Annotated in this window: 15 protein-coding genes, 1 pseudogene and 1 riboswitch; of the genes and pseudogenes, 10 read left to right on the top strand and 6 right to left on the bottom strand. The window is 58.7% G+C overall.

From position 1 onward, the window contains the following. The first annotated feature begins 94 nt into the window (after positions 1–94). The 3 genes from G1C95_RS00145 (at position 95) to G1C95_RS00135 (ending at position 5,109) form a co-directional block, all read left to right on the top strand. Complete coding sequence (locus tag G1C95_RS00145) at positions 95–2,329, top strand: hypothetical protein (RefSeq protein ID WP_169171465.1); 2,235 nt, start codon at positions 95–97, stop codon at positions 2,327–2,329. A gap of 243 nt (positions 2,330–2,572) precedes the next feature. Then, entirely contained in the window at positions 2,573–4,231 is a 1,659-nt protein-coding gene (locus G1C95_RS00140) for an aryl-sulfate sulfotransferase (RefSeq protein ID WP_169171464.1), read from the top strand. A gap of 74 nt (positions 4,232–4,305) precedes the next feature. Beyond that, complete coding sequence (locus tag G1C95_RS00135) at positions 4,306–5,109, top strand: energy-coupling factor ABC transporter ATP-binding protein (protein ID WP_169170938.1); 804 nt, start codon at positions 4,306–4,308, stop codon at positions 5,107–5,109. On the opposite strand, the gene G1C95_RS00130 is transcribed toward G1C95_RS00135, so the two are convergent. Both G1C95_RS00130 and ppgK read right to left on the bottom strand, forming a co-directional pair. After that, positions 5,070–6,224 (bottom strand): pyridoxal phosphate-dependent aminotransferase, encoded by a 1,155-nt coding sequence (locus tag G1C95_RS00130; RefSeq protein ID WP_169170937.1) that lies wholly within the window; start codon positions 6,222–6,224, stop codon positions 5,070–5,072. The two genes, G1C95_RS00135 and G1C95_RS00130, sit on opposite strands and share 40 nt — an antisense overlap. Before the next feature lie 107 nt (positions 6,225–6,331). Continuing rightward, a complete protein-coding gene (gene ppgK, locus G1C95_RS00125; RefSeq protein ID WP_169170936.1) occupies positions 6,332–7,099 on the bottom strand; it encodes a polyphosphate--glucose phosphotransferase in 768 nt (255 codons plus the stop codon). A gap of 168 nt (positions 7,100–7,267) precedes the next feature. Between ppgK and G1C95_RS00120 the strand changes: the two genes are divergently transcribed. Further along, positions 7,268–8,053: a nitroreductase family protein gene (locus tag G1C95_RS00120; RefSeq protein ID WP_169170935.1), complete on the top strand. Its 786-nt coding sequence runs from the start codon at positions 7,268–7,270 to the stop codon at positions 8,051–8,053. A 98-nt stretch (positions 8,054–8,151) separates the two neighbouring features. Here the strand turns inward: G1C95_RS00120 and G1C95_RS00115 are convergent, their stop codons facing one another. Further along, entirely contained in the window at positions 8,152–9,165 is a 1,014-nt protein-coding gene (locus G1C95_RS00115) for a glycosyltransferase family 2 protein (protein ID WP_169170934.1), read from the bottom strand. Between the two features lie 128 nt (positions 9,166–9,293). Continuing rightward, a riboswitch (FMN riboswitch) is annotated at positions 9,294–9,448 on the top strand. Between the two features lie 7 nt (positions 9,449–9,455). On the opposite strand from G1C95_RS00115, the gene G1C95_RS00110 reads away from it, so the two are divergent. The 4 genes and pseudogenes from G1C95_RS00110 to G1C95_RS00100 all read left to right on the top strand — a co-directional run bounded on the left by G1C95_RS00110 (position 9,456) and on the right by G1C95_RS00100 (position 12,886). Further along, a complete protein-coding gene (locus G1C95_RS00110) occupies positions 9,456–10,136 on the top strand; it encodes an ECF transporter S component (RefSeq protein WP_169170933.1) in 681 nt (226 codons plus the stop codon). A gap of 21 nt (positions 10,137–10,157) precedes the next feature. Next, positions 10,158–10,835, top strand: a pseudogene (locus tag G1C95_RS12715) (ABC transporter ATP-binding protein); the annotation flags it as partial. Further along, positions 10,818–12,461 (top strand): CbiQ family ECF transporter T component, encoded by a 1,644-nt coding sequence (locus G1C95_RS00105; RefSeq protein WP_417852240.1) that lies wholly within the window; start codon positions 10,818–10,820, stop codon positions 12,459–12,461. The pseudogene G1C95_RS12715 and the gene G1C95_RS00105, both read left to right, overlap by 18 nt. A 119-nt stretch (positions 12,462–12,580) precedes the next feature. Next, on the top strand, positions 12,581–12,886 hold the full coding sequence (locus tag G1C95_RS00100) for a YhbY family RNA-binding protein (protein WP_169170931.1): 306 nt from the start codon (positions 12,581–12,583) through the stop codon (positions 12,884–12,886). A gap of 113 nt (positions 12,887–12,999) precedes the next feature. Here G1C95_RS00100 and G1C95_RS00095 read toward each other — a convergent pair whose 3' ends face one another. Then, positions 13,000–13,365 carry a phage holin family protein gene (locus tag G1C95_RS00095; protein WP_169170930.1) on the bottom strand — a complete coding sequence of 122 codons (366 nt, stop codon included), beginning with the start codon at positions 13,363–13,365 and terminating at the stop codon, positions 13,000–13,002. Between the two features lie 90 nt (positions 13,366–13,455). On the opposite strand from G1C95_RS00095, the gene G1C95_RS00090 reads away from it, so the two are divergent. Both G1C95_RS00090 and G1C95_RS00085 read left to right on the top strand, forming a co-directional pair. Then, a complete protein-coding gene (locus G1C95_RS00090; protein ID WP_417852238.1) occupies positions 13,456–14,100 on the top strand; it encodes a TM2 domain-containing protein in 645 nt (214 codons plus the stop codon). Between the two features lie 511 nt (positions 14,101–14,611). After that, the gene (locus G1C95_RS00085; protein ID WP_169170928.1) at positions 14,612–15,031 is read left to right on the top strand and encodes a glycerophosphodiester phosphodiesterase; all 420 of its coding nucleotides are present in this window, start codon (positions 14,612–14,614) and stop codon (positions 15,029–15,031) included. Between the two features lie 231 nt (positions 15,032–15,262). Here G1C95_RS00085 and G1C95_RS00080 read toward each other — a convergent pair whose 3' ends face one another. Both G1C95_RS00080 and G1C95_RS00075 read right to left on the bottom strand, forming a co-directional pair. Continuing rightward, positions 15,263–16,249, bottom strand: coding sequence for a D-2-hydroxyacid dehydrogenase (locus G1C95_RS00080; RefSeq protein WP_169170927.1), 987 nt, complete (start codon positions 16,247–16,249; stop codon positions 15,263–15,265). 67 nt (positions 16,250–16,316) lie between these two features. Then, entirely contained in the window at positions 16,317–17,840 is a 1,524-nt protein-coding gene (locus tag G1C95_RS00075) for an MDR family MFS transporter (protein WP_240947348.1), read from the bottom strand. Positions 17,841–17,992: the final 152 nt, after the last annotated feature.

Here is a 17,992-nt window from a genome sequence, read left to right as displayed (position 1 = left end):
ATGCCTATAGAATAATGGGGTGCATGCCAAGAACCTCACGCCCGTCAACCGCGGCGACGCGCCTCAATCCAGTGCGCGACGCGGGCATAAACGCCTGCTGTTCGCGCTGATCGCCGCCATTGTGCTGATTGCCGCCGCTGAATGTGCCGTATTCAATCTGCCGTTCTGGCGCACGCTTGGTGCCAGTACCGACACGAATGCCGTGCACAATACGCTGGGCGCCGGTTTGCAACGCACCGACGAGGGACTGTTGCGTGTCACCGATCCGACCAAGGCCTATCTTGAATTAACCGCCGATGGAACGTCGGATTATCTGCGGGTCGATACCGTATCCGATGAGGCTATCGAACAGGCGAATCAGCAGGCGCAGGCCGATACGCAATCCGACGCCGCGACCGAATCCTCCGACGGCAACACCGAAGGCAACACCGACAGCAAGTCCTCCAAACCGCTTTCTTCCATTCATATCCGTGTGGATGTCGGCGGGCAGGCGGGCCGTGTGCAATGGTTGAGTCCATCGGTGGAGCGCAGCCATATCGTCAAAGCGTCGGGTTCGGGCACGGTGCGCGTGTGGATTGTCGAAAAGCTTGGCGCGGTGGTACCGATCAGCGACGCGCGCGCCAATGTGCGCGTACCATTCGCCGTCAACGGCCTGCGCATGGCCGCGATGGCTGTAATTCTGCTGCTGATTGCTATTTGGCGTCCGGGGTCACGACTGTGGCGCATCGCCTTGAATCCATCCAGCACGCGCCAGCGGCTGGCGTTCACCGGAATCATGCTGGTTGTCTGCGCGGCGTTTGGCGCATCCATTATCTGGCAGTTGCGCCATGCTCAACCGCTCGTTTTCCATACGGAGAACGGTTATACCTATGATTTCGACCAATATGCGCATGTGGCGGATTCGCTGATCGCCGGCCGCTCCTGGCTGGATCTGCCGGTGCCCGATCAGCTTGCGCAAACCGCCGACCCCTATGATGTGCCGACGCGATTGAAACTCCTGGAGGATGGTGTCAGCCCTATTTACTGGGATTACGCGTTCTACAACGGCCACTGGTATTCGTATTTCGGCGTGCTGCCGGCCGCGTTGCTGTTCGTGCCCTACCGTCTGTTGACTGGCATGATACTGCCGACTTCCGCTGCCGAACAGTTCCTGACCATGCTGTTCATCGTGTTCTTCTCGATGCTGGTGTTGCGTGTGGTGCACCGGGTGATGCCCGCCACTTCGCTGGCCGCCGCATCACTTACCGTAACCGGCGCGCTGTTGGGCGCGCAGGTTGGCTATCTGGCGTATCGCACGAATTTCTATCAGGTGCCGTTCGCTGCCTCCCTTGCATTGACCAGCCTCGGCCTATGGTTCTGGCTCGGTGCCGACACCTGCGCCCGGCCATTGCGCAAAGCCGACCGTTGGAGTGTTGGCGATACCAAACCATTGTCTCTGCCCAGACTTGCCGCAGGAGCATTATGCATTGCGGCGAATTTTGGCTGCCGTCCGACGTTCACGCTGACGGCTTTGCTGGCGTTCCCCTTGTTTTGGCCGCAGATTCGCGCCCTGGTCGGCGAACTGCGCGCCCGGCGCATCAGCTGGGGCAAGGCTCTGCACGCGCCGTTGGCGGTGATATTGCCGGCTGCCGTGGTGGTTGCGCCGCTGATGGTATGGAATCAGGTGCGTTTCTCCAGTCCGTTCAACTTCGGCAACGCCTACCAGTTCACCGTCTCCGACATGACGCGCTACACCACGCCGCTGGAGGATATGCCGGCGACCATCTGGTATTACCTGTTCCTGCCGTTGCGCTTCACCAATCACTTCCCTTGGTTGTCCATCTCCCCCGCCCCGATGCCGGTTTGGGGCTATTACGAGGTGATGGTGGGCGCATTGTTCACTGCCACCCCGCTGATGCTGCTAGCGTTTGCATTGCCGTTCCTGCGTAAATTGGAGATGCACGGACTGCGCCCTTGGCTGACGGGATGCCTGGTGCTAGCCGGCGTCTTAGTGGTGTTCGATAGCTATGTGGGTGGCTTGGGATGGCGGTATTCCTGCGATTTTGGATGGCTGGCTGCCTTGGCTGCCGCACCATGTCTGCTGTGGCTGGTTAATGGTCGCGAACCAAGCCGTACGCTTGCCGGTGCGAATGACGCCGTTTCTGGCGATGGTATCGCCCATGTCACGCCATGGCGATGGCTGACCCGCTGGATTGTGACGTTGCTGACCATCTGGACGCTGATTATCGCGGTGCTCAGCTGTTTCGTATTGTCTCGTGATGACTCGCTGATTGTGAATAATCCAAGCGTCTGGTATCAGGTTCAATCCTGGTTCTCACTATTGCAGTAGTAGACGCAGGCAGACGCTACACCATACCATCTGTGCGGTGTACGGCATGTTATAACCAAAATCCCAGTGGGTTTTCAGCAAGTGACCCCGGCAACACCAAGGCACGGGCCTTTAGAGTATGGTGCGTAATCGTTTTGTGTCCTACTATTTTCCGGGAGTTCACCCGTGCCTATCGTTACCCGTAACCGCGCCATAAAAATCACCGCCGCTCTCGCCACGGCAGCCATCGCGCTCGGCCTGTGCATGGTGTCGCGCGACGACGTAAGCGCGGCCATCAAACAGCATCGCATCGAACGACTGAATGCGCAGGTGGAGAACATCTACACCACCGACTACCAGCAGATGATGGACGATGAGCTGACTTCGCAGCGCGACGATGAGGAACGCACCGTCGACAACATCTACACCAAAACCAATCCCTACGGCACCAATACCACTTCGCTGTATGTGTATTTCACCACCGACGAGCCGTCCACCATCAGCTACACGGTGCATGCCGAGGGCTATCCGGATTATTCGGCCGATGCGGTCACCAGCGACGAGGCCGCTGAAACAGTGACGCTTGCAGCTGATACCAGCGACACCAGTAGTACTAGCGACACCGCTGACGCTGATATCGCATCGACCGAACACGAGTTCCTGGTGTTGGGCTTGATTCCAAAGGTTAAAAACACCATCACCCTAACCATCACCAGTGAAGATGGTGCCTCCACCACCCGCACGCTAAGCGAAACCGGCCCCAGCCTGCTTGGTTCCGAAGAAGTCCAGCTGGAGACGACCGTCGCCCCCAGCGACGATGCGCTGGCCACGCTCGGCAACGATCTGTACGTCATTCTTGGCAATGATTCCGACGAGCAGGATTTCATGACCTATTACGATGCGAACGGCGTGCTGCGCGGCGAGGTGCCGATTCTCTACTATCGTGCGCATCGTCTGCTGTTCGACGACAATGGGCTGATGTGGTTCTCGGCATCCACCAAAACCTTTGTTGGCATGAATCGTCTCGGCAAGCTGGAGCGCATCATCGACTTGGGTGACCAGTACATTCTTCACCATGATTATGCGTTGGATTCCGACGGCAATATCGTGTCGTTGGCCACCGATCTGACACGCGACGACCATGCCGTGCAGGATCAGGTCATCAAAGTCGATACCGATTCGGGCGAGGTGACCTCGCTGGTGGACTTCGGTGAGATGTTCGCCGACTACAAGGCTTCAACCGATCACTCCGGCATTGACGAATCCGATCCGACGGCCTCGAATCGTTGGGATTGGATTCATTTCAACACCATTCAGCTGCTTGAGGATGGCTCCGCACTGCTTTCCGCGCGCGAAACCTCCACCATCATCAAGGTGAATGATCTGGAGAGCGATCCCACGCTCGACTATATGATCGGCGAGCCTTCCGTATGGTCCGGCTTCGAACAAACCGACAGCTTCCTGACCAAGAATGGCGACTTCCCCGACACCGGCGGGCAGCATTCGATCACCTATGTCGCCGATGATTCGCTTGCCGACGGCCAGTATTACCTGTACATGTTCGACAATAATTTCGGCTATGCCATGACCCGCCCGGATTTCGACTGGACCGTAATCGATGGCATTTCCACCGCGCAATCATCCAAGGATGAATCCTCGCACTCCCAGTTCCGCAAGTATCTGGTCGATGAGCAGGCGGGCACCTATACCGAAGTGCAGTCCTTCGACGTGCCGTATTCGCCCTATGTCTCCTCGGCACAGGAACTGTCCGATGATCTCAACTTTGTCGATTCGGGCATGCAAGGCATCTTCGGCGTCTACAACGACGACGGCCAGCTCGAAGCCCAATATCATATGGAATTGAATACGTCCTACATATATCGCGTGTATAGCTACGGGTTCAAGGGCTTCTACTTCGCCTGACAGCTGTCCCGCCTCCTTCTGATGCGCCTCATTGTCGGTCTCGCGTTTCCCACGCCTGACCTACAATGGGGCGCATGGCATTTCTCTTCGCACGCCCCCAGCAACCAGCCCCTTCCTCGCTGACCTTCACGCTGCAGGAAGCCGGCCACACCTATGATGACGGCCATATCGGCTTAAAGCCCACGTCTCTGACCATCGCCGAGAAGCGCGTGGCCATTATCGGACTGAATGGTGCAGGCAAATCGACACTGCTCGGCCTGTTGGATGGCTCCCTCACCCCGTCCACCGGTTCAGTGCGCATCGCCGGCGGCGAGGAGACACTTGATCCGACGTCGAAGCGCGATACCAAGCGCATCGAACAATTGGTGGGCAAGGTGCGCCGCGAAGAAATCCCGAACTCCTTCTACCGTGCCAAGAACATCGCCGAAGCCGTATCCGAAGCCTTGAAGAAGCACAAAGTGCCTGAATCGGAGCGTCAGGCTCGTATCGGCAACCTGTTCGCACATTTCGACTTGGCACAGGTGTCTCGGCGTGCGGCCGGCGAGCTCAATAGCGAGCAACGCCATCTGCTGGCCATTGCTGCGGCCCTAAGCTTCGAGCCGAGCGCCATCGTGGCCGATGAGCCCAGCAAGGGGCTGGACGAAATCGGCACCGCGCATGTGGCCCAGGCCCTGCTCAGCTATGACAAGCAGGTGATCTTCGCCACGCACGATACCGATATGATCCGCCGCCCCGAATACGCGATCGACCGCGTACTGGTGCTTGACGAAGGGCGCATCGTATTCGACGGCACTCCGGATGAGGCCGTAACCTTCTACAACGACCTCATTATGGCGCGCTACCGCAGCATGTCCGCCACGGTGTCAAGCACCGACTGAATATTGCGTTCGAATTCGGCCGGTTCAGGCAGCAGCGAAACAGCCAGATAGCCGTTGGATTCCATGTCGAAGAAGTAGCCGGGCTGCCCGGTGAGCCGGTGCTGATCAATCAGTGTGAGCACCAGTTCGTTCTCATCCAGCACGGCAGGCACGCGCAGCAGCACATTCCACCCGCCTTCGGCACGAAGCACACTGACCAGACCGTGAGGGTCAGCATCCAGCAGCGCGTGTAGTCGAGCCAGATTGCCCTGCACACGTTCACGCACCTTGTCGCTTTGTGCTTCGGCAGCATCCAACAGATCGGGAATGTCACGCGCGATGATGTCGCTCATCGGCAGGTAATCATCGGCGATGACGTCAAGCCTGCGCTGGGCTTCGGCCACGTCCTCGCTAGGACCAGACACCTGAATCCAACCGACTTTGGCATGGGGTGCGGCAAGCATTTTGGAGAAACCATCCAGGGCGAAGGTGAGCACCCCACTCTCGCCCGCCAGTCTGGCATTGCCGGGGAACGGTTCGAGCGCGTACGTGAAAAACACTTCGTCCGCGATCAGCGCGATGCCATGGTCACGGCACAGACGCACCAATGCCTCGCGTTCCGAAGGCTTGACGTAGGAGCCGGTGGGATTGTTGGGGTTAATCACCACCAACGCCCGTATGCGCGTGCCTTCGGCGGATTCCAGCAGTTCTGCGATGGCGGCTGTGTCGATGAACCAGGAGCCGTCGAATTGCAATTGGTATTCAAGTGTTTCCACGCCTTCGAGACGACAGATCGATTCGATCAGCGGATACCCGGGCTTGGGTGCCAGCACTGCATCCCCCGGATCACACAAGAGCTTGACCAGCCAGGAATAGGCTTCGGATGTGGAGCTGAGCAGATACAGCGCATCCGCGTCGGCACTCAGGAAAGCAGCCAGAGCCTGACGTGCGGCTTTCGGCCCGCGCGGGTCGGCGCTATAGATGCTGGGCACCAGTTCGGGGGCCAATCCATGCCGGGTAGGGTTGGAATCATTCAGTTTGCCCAGCGCAATGCCCTGTCGCTTGGCCTCCTGTTCCGCAGCGGCAATCGGGTTGGGCGCGGAAATATCCACACGGGAAGAAAAATGCACGGTCATACCATGTACTGTATTGCCCCGCAACAACAAAATCCTCCCGACGCCTGTGTTCAGGCGTAGGGAGGATTATCGATTATCGCGCATTGACGCCGGTATGGCGCAAACGCTTAGTTCTGCTTGACGCTGGCGTAGTAGGCGGCGCCGACGATGCCGGCGGAGTTGCGCAGCGTTGCGGGCACGATCGGCGTCTTGATGTCGATATTGGGCAGGAACTTGTGGCTGTCCTTGCTCACGCCGCCGCCGACGACGAACAGGTCGGGGTTGAAGTAGTGTTCCATCAGACCGTAGTACTTGGTCAGGCGCTTGGCCCACTTCTTGTAGCTGATGTCTTCGAGATCCTTGACGGAGGAGGCTGCATACTTTTCGGCGTCCAGATGCTTGGCGTCAAGCACGATGTGGCCCAGCTCCGAGTTCGGGATCAGCACGCCGTCATAAATCAGCGCGGTGCCGATGCCGGTGCCCAGTGTGGTGGCGATCACCAGGCCGTTCTGGCCTTTGGCGGCACCATACTGCACTTCGGCGAGGCCTGCGGCGTCGGCGTCGTTGACCACAACAACCGGGCGACCACATGCTTCGGAGAACACCTCGGTCACGTCCACGCCAACCCAGGACTGATCGAGGTTGGCCATGAAGTCGAGCTTCTGGCCGGGCTTGATCGGGGCGGGGAAGGCCACACCGACCGGGGCGGATTCGGGCACCTCGAAGTGGTCAAGCTGCTGCTTGACGATCTTGGCGACAGCCTCAGGAGTGGAGACCTCAGGGGTGAGAATCTTCAGACGCGGCTCGGCAAACTCGCCCTTCTGCAAATCGACGGGGGCAGCCTTGATACCAGAACCGCCGATATCAACACCGAATGCCTGTGCAGTTTCAATCATCGTTGACCTTTCCTTTTACCTTTCCAAGGGGTGGTTGTTTCGAACCGGTGGGGCCAGTGTAGCGCACCCCGGCCCCAAGACGAAAACCCAAACGCACGAACTGTGCAAACGTGTGCATAATTTGTATTGGACACGCCGTGGCGCACCCAGCGCGCGATAATGAGAAGCATGGCAGAACATACTCAACTTATTGATGCAATCAACATCCGCACCGCCGTACGCGCCTTCGATGACGAGCCGATCGATGACGACATGGCCCGTCAGCTGACCATGACGCTCGAACCGATTAATCTGCTCGCTGATCTGAGCATTCAGCTCGTGCGCGATCAGCCGAGGGTATTCACCGAAGCCAATGCTTCCGGGCACCTGACCAATGCGGCCAATTATCTGGCCATCGTCGGCCCCAAGAACGATGACGAAGCCAAGGAGCGCGCCGGATTCTATGCCGAACGCGTGGTGCTCACCGCAACACTGCGAGGTCTGGGCACCCTCTGGGTCGCCGGCTCCTGGGATCGCGAGCAGGCCGCACGCCACTGCCGTGTGAGTGACTCGCAGGAGCTCTATCTGGGTGTGGTGATTGGCTACCCGGCCAACCATCTGGAATATCAGGCGAAGTCCTACGAGCAGCTCACCGAGGTGCAGCGCACGCACCGCACCTCGAAAACCTTCGAACAGTTCACGCCCACGATGAGTGACGAGGAGCGCCAGAGCGCCCCCGATTGGTTCAAGGCCGGCGTTGAGGCCGCGATGAAGGCACCGAGCGCCATGAATCGACAGCCGATTACCTTCAGCTATAACGCGGCCGACGACACCGCCGCCGCACATATCGATCCGACTGCCGGCGATGAGCATTGGGCATTGAACGATCTGGGCATCGCAAAACTGCATTTCCAGATCGGTGCCGGCCAGGGCAAGTGGGCTTGGGGCGACGGCGGCCTGTTCATTCACCGCTGATCCCTCGTTCGGTTATCGTTCGGTTATCGCTCGGTGGCAGGCCACTGGCTTGTTATTGCACCTGCCACTGGCCTGCCACCAATGCCGCCGCTCATACGCTATTTCAGCGACGGCATCGGCTTCCAATCGGCGTCGTGCAGCAGCTTTCGGGAATCCCACCAGCCCTTGGCGATCTGCACTACGCCGGTTTTCAGGTGTTCGCGATCCACCATCACCAGTCGGATCAGCTCCTTGGCGGCGGTGGCCAGTGTACCCAAACCGAACAGGAGGGGGCGGAAGTCGCCGTACACCATGAAATAGCGGGCCATATAGCCACGATTGCGCATGATGTGGTAGCGGTTCATGTCGGAAGTGGAGTTGAGCTGGCGCACGCCGGCGATATCCCAGTTGCCGATTTCGCGCGTGCGGCGCAGAATCACGTCGGGCACCACAATCGGATTGGTGACCTTGCTGGCACGATAGCCGTAGATCGTGTCGTCCCAGTAGATGAAGAAGCGCGGATCCGGCAAACCGATTTCGGTTACGATGCGCCGGGAGAACAAACCGCCTTCGAAGCATAGCGTGTCCATCACACGGTAGCCGGCCGGGCCAAACGCGGCGGGCGCGATCGGGTTCGGAATGCCCAGCGGCACGATGAAATCGTACTGCCAGTAGAATGGCCCGCCGTCATAGTCGAAGCGGGAGCCTTGGATGACTTCGTGACGGTCGGTCCAACGAGCCAGTTTGGCGATGGCGTCAGGCAAGACGGCCACATCGTCATCCATCACCCAGAACCATTCGGCACCCAGTTCGTAGGCCTTCTTCACTCCGGCGGAGAATCCGCCCGCGCCACCCAGGTTTTCGGTTTGCGGCGCATAGACCACGCGTTCCTCGTTGCCGCTCTGATCGGCAATGGTGGTGCCCCACCGGCCGGTCACCCTGCCAGCGAAGGCGGCGACCATATTCGCCGTGTCGCCGGAGTGCTCATTGTCGACGATGACAATGCGCCACGGTGCCTGCTCCAACGCCAGAATCGAATCGAACAGGGTGGCGAGCAGTTCCTGACGCTTATAGGTGGTGACGATCAGCGCCAGCTTGTCGATAGTCTTTTTGGGGGTCTTCACTTGAGCCATAGGTTCCATTGTTGCACCTGACGGGCACAAACACCCGCACCCCACGCTTCTCGACGATATCGATCGCACATCTCCCCCAGTGAACACATCACTTGCGTAATACCACCAAACGATGTATGAATAAGGCTTGTCAGTTTCAGGGAAGGTGCAATTCCTTACTGGCGGTAATCGGCTATCCCGGGATTCATAACGGGATCGGCCCCAAGCCCGCGACCCGCCACCAGGCGGCTGATTCGGTGAGATTCCGAAGCCAACGGTATAGTCCGGATGGAAGAAACGAGGAGCTCACTATGAGCATGTTTTCGCATATTCACGATTATCGCTACCGTCATATCCGCACTGTGGCACCCACGGCCGAAAGTGGATCTGATACTACGGCGACTACTGCGGCCACGACGCCAGCTACAACGACACAATCCGGCTCCCATGCCACGGGCGTGGCCGATTCCGGACGCTGGTCCACGCGTCGCATCGCCATATACGCGCTGTTCGTGGCGTTGGCGATGGTGACCAGTTTCATCGAATTCCCGATTACGCCGGTGGCTTGGCTGAAATACGATCCCTCCGGCATTGTCTGCCTGATTGCCGGCTTCGCATTCGGCCCTTCGGCTGCGGCGATTGTGTCGGTGCTCGGTTTCGTGCCCCATATGTTCGCCGATCCGTGGGGATCGCTGATGGCGGTGCTGGTGGCACTATGCCTGTCGGTGCCGGCCGCACTCATCTACCGCTCCCACCGCACGCGCAAGGGCGCTGCGGCCGGTATTCTTGTGGGCGCGCTGCTGGCCATCGTGGCCGCACTGCTGGGCAATCTGGTGATCACGCCGATTTACGCGCATATGAGCTATGCACAGGTCGCTGCGATGATTCTGCCGATTCTGCTGCCATTCAACGTGGCCAAGATGGCGATCCACGCCATCATCACCTTCCTGATTTACAAGCCGGTATCCAATCTGCTCGCCCAGCGGCACTAATCGGGATCCGCTACTGTTCACATGATCGATACCACGATTCGCCGCCTCACCATCGCGCGGCTGGATAATATTCGCTTCAGCTATGACGGCGGTGCCTCTTGGGCTTTGGATGGTGTTTCGCTCACCATTGTGGAGGGCGAACGTATCTGCCTGACCGGGCCAAACGGTTCGGGAAAGTCCACGCTGGCACGTTTGATCGCCGGTCTGGCTGCACCCGACTCCGGTACCGTGACTTTGCTGGGGCGGCGCGTGTTCGATGATGCCGGTCCGAACGCCGACGAATACCGTCAGGCGCGACGTGGCATTGGCGCGGTGTTTCAGAACCCCGAGGACCAACTGGTCACCACATCATTGGAAGATGATGTGGCCTTCGGTCCGGAGAATCTGGGGTTGCAACGCCGCCTCATTGGCGAGCGCATCGGCGGGGCATTGGTTGCCGTGGATTTGAACGATCGCCGGCATGCCGACCCGACGCATTTCAGCGGCGGGCAGCAGCAGCGCGCCGCCATCGCCGGTATGCTGGCGATGCGTCCGCGCTTGCTGGTGTTGGACGAACCCACGGCAATGCTGGACGAAGTCTCCCGCGCCGAAGTGTTGGAGATTCTCGACGAACTACAGGCGCGTGGCACCACCATTGTGCATGTCACCCATCACACGGGTGACACCGTCCACGCCGATCGCGTGCTGCGCCTTGAGGCCGGACGGGTACAGGCCGATGTGCCGGCTGATAGGTCTGATGAGGCGTCGCTGTCGGAAGGCACAACCGCGCAGGATTCGATTGCGCCGGTTGTCGCATCGCATGCCCCGCACGACTCCAATGCGCCGCAGCAACCCTTCGCTATCGTTGCCGATCATCTCGCCTATGGGTATCAGAATGACCGGCAACCGGTATTTACCGATGTGTGCCTGCGCATCCGGCAAGGTGAAACCGTGGCGCTGATGGGTGCCAACGGTTCGGGAAAGTCCACGCTGGCTCGTCTGCTGTGCGCATTGGCCCGCCCTGCTGCCGGCTCGATTATGGTTGCAGGACTGCCGATTGCGCCCGCGAAGCCGAAGCGCAAACAATTGACCGAACTGCGCAAGCGCGTAGGGTATGTGATGCAGCACCCGGAACGCCAGTTGTTTGCGGATACGGTGGCCGATGATGTGGCGTATGGCCCGCGTAACCAGGGCCTATCCGATGATGAGGTTGATCAGCGGGTCGGCGAGGCGTTGCGTCTGCTGCATATCGAGCATTTGGCTGACCGCTCTCCATTCGAGCTTTCCGGCGGCCAGCAGCGGCTTGCCGCCATTGCCGGAATCGTGGCGTCGAAGCCCCAAGTGCTGGTGATGGATGAGCCGACCGCGAGCTTGGATGCCGCCGCCAGGTCACGCATTCATGATCTGGTGCGTGCGCTCCGCGCGCAGGGCGTCACCATGCTGATTATTACGCACGATCGCGCCGAGGCCGCCATGCTGGCTGATCGCGTGCTTGATATGAATCAGCTGTGCCGCTCCAATGCCGCCAGCCCAAGTGATTCTGAAACAACGGAAACAACAGAAACAACGTCAGTATCCGCAGCCAAGCAACACCATTCCTTGTTGCAACGGCTCGACCCCCGCGTGAAAATGGTGGGGTTCCTGATCGTGATGTTTTCCATGTTCGCCGTATCCAACCCGATGCAGCTGGCTGCGGCCGCACTGCTCACGCTGGCCGCGATTCTGGCCGCGCGCATGAATCCGCTCGAAGTCGCGCGCACCGTACATCCGATTCTGGCGATGCTGGTGCTGATGGGACTGCTTAATCTGTTCGTGGTGCGCACCGGCACCCCACTGGTCGAGCTTGGCCCAATCAGTATCACCGATGACGCCGTACGGTTCGCGATACTGTACACCTGTCGTTTCGCGCTCGTGATCATCCAGGGTGCCCTATTCCTGACCACTACCGGCCCCACGGCCATTACCGATGCCTTCGCTTCACTGCTCAGCCCTTTGGGCCGTCTGGGGTTGCACACCCAGGAGCTGTCGCTGGTGATGAGTCTGGCTCTGCGCTTCATTCCCACACTCACGGATGAGGCGCTGGCCATACGCAATGCGCAGGCGGCGCGCGGCGGTTCGATAGAGACCGGCTCCCCCAGCCAAAAACTGCGGGCGATGGCCGCGATTATCGTACCGGTGCTCGCCGGCACCATGCGTCATGCCGACAATCTGGCCTTGGCGTTGGATGCGCGATGCTATGAGGAGGGCATACACCGCACGCACTGGCGGCAACTGGCGATTCGCTCGCACGATATCGCATGTATTGCGTGCGTATGCGGTTGGCTTGTTGTGCTGGTAACGCTGTAAACCGCGCCTATCAGCCAGCCAAAACTGCGGGAAACCTATTCCCACAGTCCTATGCCGGGCTTCATGTATGCTGTTGAGGTTATTCGGATGGATGAAGCGAACGTAAGGTAAGGAATCCTATGGCATTGACCAAGAAGCAAATCAAACAGCTGCGTGCGATGGCGAACAGCCTCAAACCCCTGTTTTATGTGGGCAAGAATGATCTGACCGAAGCGGCCATTAAGCAGGCCGAGGAAACCATCGACAAGCATGAGCTCATCAAATGCGCCGTGCAGGATGGTTCCGGCCTGACCGCCAAGGAAGCGGCCGAGGCTCTTGCCGAAGCGCTGGGCGGCGAAGTGGTGCAGTCCATCGGCAACCGTTTTGTGCTGTTCCGTCGCTCGAAGCGTGATGATGTGGAGCATATCCGCCTCGTGCGCGAGTAACGCTTGCCAGTACTCCAGCTGCCAGTGCTACAACAATGCCCCGGGTGTGCGACTTCAGTTGGTCGCATAGCCCGGGGCATTACTATTGCTGCGGCGGTATTGCTAGTCGATTGCTAGTCGCCGATAATCGCACCGACGATACCTGAGACGATGGTCATCACCAAAGAGCCGAGCACGGACCACCAGAATCCATCAACGATAACGCCCACGCCGAACAGGCTTACCGCCAGCCAACCGGCCAATCGCATGAACAACCAGTTGATGATCAGCGTGACCAAACCAAGCGTCAGTATCGCGAATGGTAGCGAAATCAAGTGGACAATAGGTTTGATTGAAGCGTTGATCAGCGCCATGAACAGCGCGAATGCGGCGATGCCGAGAATCGGCGGATCCCCCACCGGCGTCATGCCGGGAATCACAGCGACCATCGCTGCGGCGGCGATGGTTAAAATCAGCCAGTTCGTCAGAAAACTTCTCATGGGCCCCATCGTAATCGGATGATTGGGTTATTCGACATGACGTGCGACAATGGTGCACAGCTTCATCGCACTTGGACGAAAGGGTTATCAATGAGCGACAACCAGCAGCAGCCTTATGGCGAGCCTACGTCAGCAGAAACACAAGCCACATCCACAAATTCGCAGGATGCGAACTACGGCAGCCAACAGCAATACAATCCGTATGCGCAGGCTAATGCTTCCCAGGGCTATGCCCCGCAGTATGGACAGCCAGCCGCGGATCAGCAATACGGCGGCCAGCCCTACGGCGAACAACAGTATGGCGGCCAGCAGTATGGAAGCCAGCCTTACGGCCAGCAGCCGTATGGGCAACAGCCTTATGGATACGCGCAGCCGGACTCGCAGCAACCCTACGCTCAGCAGCAGGGCCAGCCTTATGGATATCCTCCGCAGGGGCAACCGTACGGCTACGCGCCTTACGGCCAATACGGCCAGTCCTACCCGATCAGCACCAAATCGAAACTTGCCGCAGGCTTGCTCGGTATTTTCCTTGGCTCGCTGGGCGTGCACAACTTCTATCTAGGCAACACTACCAAGGCCGTTATCCAGTTGCTGCTGACGCTGGTCGGTTGGATTATCATTATCGGTCCGCTGATCTCAGGCATCTGGGGACTAATCGAAGGCATCCTAATCCTGTGCAGCCGCTATGGATCGCCGTGGCATAAGGATGCGGAGGGCATGGAGCTTATGGACTAGAGCCAGCCATGGATTGGCGCCAATCAACTCAACGACATTAACCAACCAGTCGATATCAGTCGACATACACCAATCTGACAGCCGGCGATCGATGAGGCCCATCGATCGCTGGCTGTTGTATTGTGCGGCTTGCGTCGAGTTCCCTGCAACTGGCGGCAATTGATATGGCACTCATGCGACACGCCGAAGCTTCGATATTTTTGCGTCATGTTGCCATAAGTTTCCTCTGATTTCACACAAAATACAACATTCTTCATGTTCGTTTTTGACTGCAACAACACACAGCATGACATTGCACATCAGAAGCATACAACTTGGTTACTACAACGTTAATTTCATCTAAAAGGCGTAAACACAGCCTTTTATACGTGCTATTCTCATTCATGTCATCAACGGATGGCACATAAACAGCACAGCAGTGATGTCAATTTTGTTGTTCGAATACATATGAATATGAACATATAAACGAACACACCTGAGAAGAGCACATCACCTAGGGAAAGAGGCACACATGGCCGAGGACAAGAAGATCGTCGTCAACGCAGACCTGTTCGGCGAGGACGCCGCCGCCAAGACGGCAGCAGCCAACGAGGTGGCCAAGAGCTTTGGCATCACCGACGAAGAGCTCGCCCAAGTGGAGGATTTCAAGGCCGAACTCACCAAGCACAACGCCTGGGATCTGCCGTTCATGGGCTATGTGAATGAAGACGGTTACGGCTATGCCTATGTTCCGGATGCGGCCATCACCATGACCCCGTACTGGGATGCACACAAGGCGTTCCTCGCCCTGCCTTACAACGTGCAGACCGCATTCGCCATTCGTATGCTGTTCACGCACCGCCCTGTCGACCGTTATGGCGCCGACATGTTCCTGCACTATCAGCGTGGCTTCAAGGTGACCTTCGAAGGCACCGGCGCGAATAAGTACTGATTTTGTCGAGCTGACTTATTCCCCTCAACCATTCCTCTAAACGCGCATGGGGCACACAATCCCATGCTACGAGCCACGCCCATAGGCAACGAGGGGCTGGAACGCATAGGCATATATATGCCAAGCTGTTCAGCCCCTCGTCATATTTATGTGGCCCAGCAGCATGTGCCAGCACGCGTCAGCATATGTCATGCTTTGCGCGGGCGGCATACGCTATCGTGCCACCGCACATCAGCGGCGCACAATATTCTTCAATTCCCGCCCTTGGGCATAACGCGTCACATTTTCCAATGCAATCTCGATAATGCGCCGGCCGGTCTGTGCAAGATGCAAACCGCCCGCCACATGCGGGGTGATCAGGCATCGCGGCTCGTCCCATAGCGGATGATCCGCCGGCAACGGTTCGGGTTCGGTAACGTCCAATCCCGCAGCGCGCAGTTTGCCTTCGCGCAGGGCCGCAGCCAGCGCCTGGCAGTCGATGGCATCTCCCCTGCCAGCGTTAAGCACGATGGCCGTGGGTTTGAGCAGCGTTAGCCGGGCAGCATCGATCAAATGATGCGTTTGCGGCGTGCTGGGCAGCGCCATTGCCACCACGTCAGCAAGCGGCAACAGCGCATCCAAGTCTTCGAAACCATGCATGCGTTCGATGCCTTCGGCACCCACGCTGGCGTTACGACGCACACCGATGGTCTGCATGCCGACGGCTTGGGCCAACCGACCAAAGTGAGAGCCGATATCACCGGTGCCGATAATCAACGCCACAGCGCCGTCCGGGCTAGCTGCCGGCCCCTCGTCATGCCATACATGATCGCGCTGAGCGCTGGCGTAACGATGCACCTGCTTCATCAGCGTCCACATCATGGCAAACATATGCTCGGCAACGCTTTGCCCATACGCTCCAGTGGCGTTGGTAATCATCACGTCACTCGGCAGCCCGCCCGGGCGCGTGTAAGCGTCCACACCGGCGGAAACGGTTTGCAGCCATTCGATTGCGGTGTACTGCGCCGCGTCGGAGGCCGGGAAATTGCCGATAACCGCGCTGGCACGCGCACGCCACTGTTCGGGAATATTCGCCCGCCAGACCATCTCGCCGCGCATCGCCTCGTCGCCCACGAACACCTGCGGTATGCCGCAGGCGGCCTTATCGAAGGATTCGCGCTCCTCGCCGGTAAGCGGCAGTGCGTTGACAATCAGTTTATTCGCGTTCTCCTGTGTCATGCACTCCAACCTAGGCGGCAGTGGGGATATTGGCACAGATCAATGGGAATACAGCTCAACGGGCACGTTAGGCGCGCCGGGCACGTATACGGAAGGCCAGGAACAGGGACGCCCAGCTGATTGCGCAAATCACAATCATCACGGCGAAAATCCACGTGCCGCCCTGTGCGGTGGCATGCATGAACTCCGCGCTGCCTTCTTCACCATGGCCGGCTTGTGCGACGGCCAGCATGGTGGAGAACAATGCGGTGCCGGCAGCGCCGCCGAACTGCAGTGAGGTGTTGAAAATCGCGTTGCCATCGGGGGCGAATTCGTGCGGAATCTCGCTTAATGCGCTGGTCATCACATTCGCGTTGCCCATGGCGAAGCAGAAACCGAAGATGAAATAGAATCCCGCCAGCATGGCGGGGGTCAGGTGCAGCGAGAAGATGCACAGCAGCACAGGGCCCAATGTGGCCACACCGAACGGCACCAGAATCGGTCGCGTGGCACCAAATCGGTCATACAGCCAGCCGCCGATGGGCGCGCAGACCGCGCCAATCAGTGCGCCGGGCAGCACCAAGGAGCCTGCCAAGAAAGCGTTTGTGCCGAGAGACAGCTGGGCGATGTTGGTAATCACATAGCCGAAACCAATGGATACGATCGGCATGATGAGGTAGGCGACCAGATGCAGCAGCACCACTTTGTCGCGCAGAATACCCAAGCGCAGCAGCGGCGAGAATGCCTTTTTGGACAGCAAACCGAATGCGGCAAGCGAACCGAAGCCCACCACAAACGCAATTGCAGCAATCACACCGGAGGTCACGGCCGGATGGCCTGCCACTGCAGCGCTGACGGCCACACCGGCCTGATTCAGGCCCAGCACCATGCCGACCAGCGCAAGCACAATCGTGCCCAGCTGCAGCGGATCAAGATAGGCGGCTTCGGTAGGCGACTTCTGCTCGATGCAGGCGAGGCCAACCACCAAGGCGATGATCATCAGCGGGATTGCCGCCACGAAAATGGCGCGCCACGGCAGAATGCTGGTCACCGCGCCACCCACAGTCGGGCCGATGGCCGGCGCAACCGTGATCACCAAGGAACCGACGCCCATCAGTCGGCCGATTTTGGAGCGCGGCGACTGTTCCAGGATGATGTTCATCATCAACGGCGTGGCAATACCCGATCCCACGCCTTGGATGACACGAGCGATGATCAGCCACGGGAATGCGGTGGCCACGATCATAATCAGTGAACCGATCAGCGCCAGAGCCACGGCGGCCACAAAAATCGTTTTCAGTTTGAAACGACGCTTCAGGAACGAGGAAACCGGCATGGTGGCGGCCACAGACAGCAGGTAGATCGTGGTGATCCACTGCACGGTGGCGGTGTCCACGCTGAACTCGCGCATCAGTGCAGGGAACAGCACGGTCATCACCGTTTCGGTCAGAATGCCGATGAAGGCCAGCGACCCCACCGCAACAATCGCACCCAGCAGTTTGCCTGGTATTTTCTCGTCTATCTTCTCGTTGATGGGCGCAGCGGCGTTCACCCGATTCTTGGGATTAACGGACTCGTGAGACATCAATTCGCTCTCTTCCTCATCATTCATCAGCGCGAGGGTGCTTCACGCGCAATTCGGCCGATGCACGTCTTTGACGCGCATGGTGTTCATGGAATATAAGGTTTGCCAACCGGTCGAGCCGCTGTTATCACCGTCCGTATGCATAAGTCACGCGGAAGAATCGCGTGCAAGACGTGGTG

It is taken from the genome of Bifidobacterium oedipodis, assembly GCF_012932425.1.
In the GTDB taxonomy this organism is placed as follows: Bacteria; Actinomycetota; Actinomycetes; order Actinomycetales; family Bifidobacteriaceae; genus Bifidobacterium; species Bifidobacterium oedipodis.
Note: the sequence above shows the minus strand (reverse complement) of the source record. Positions and strands in the feature narration are given on the sequence as shown.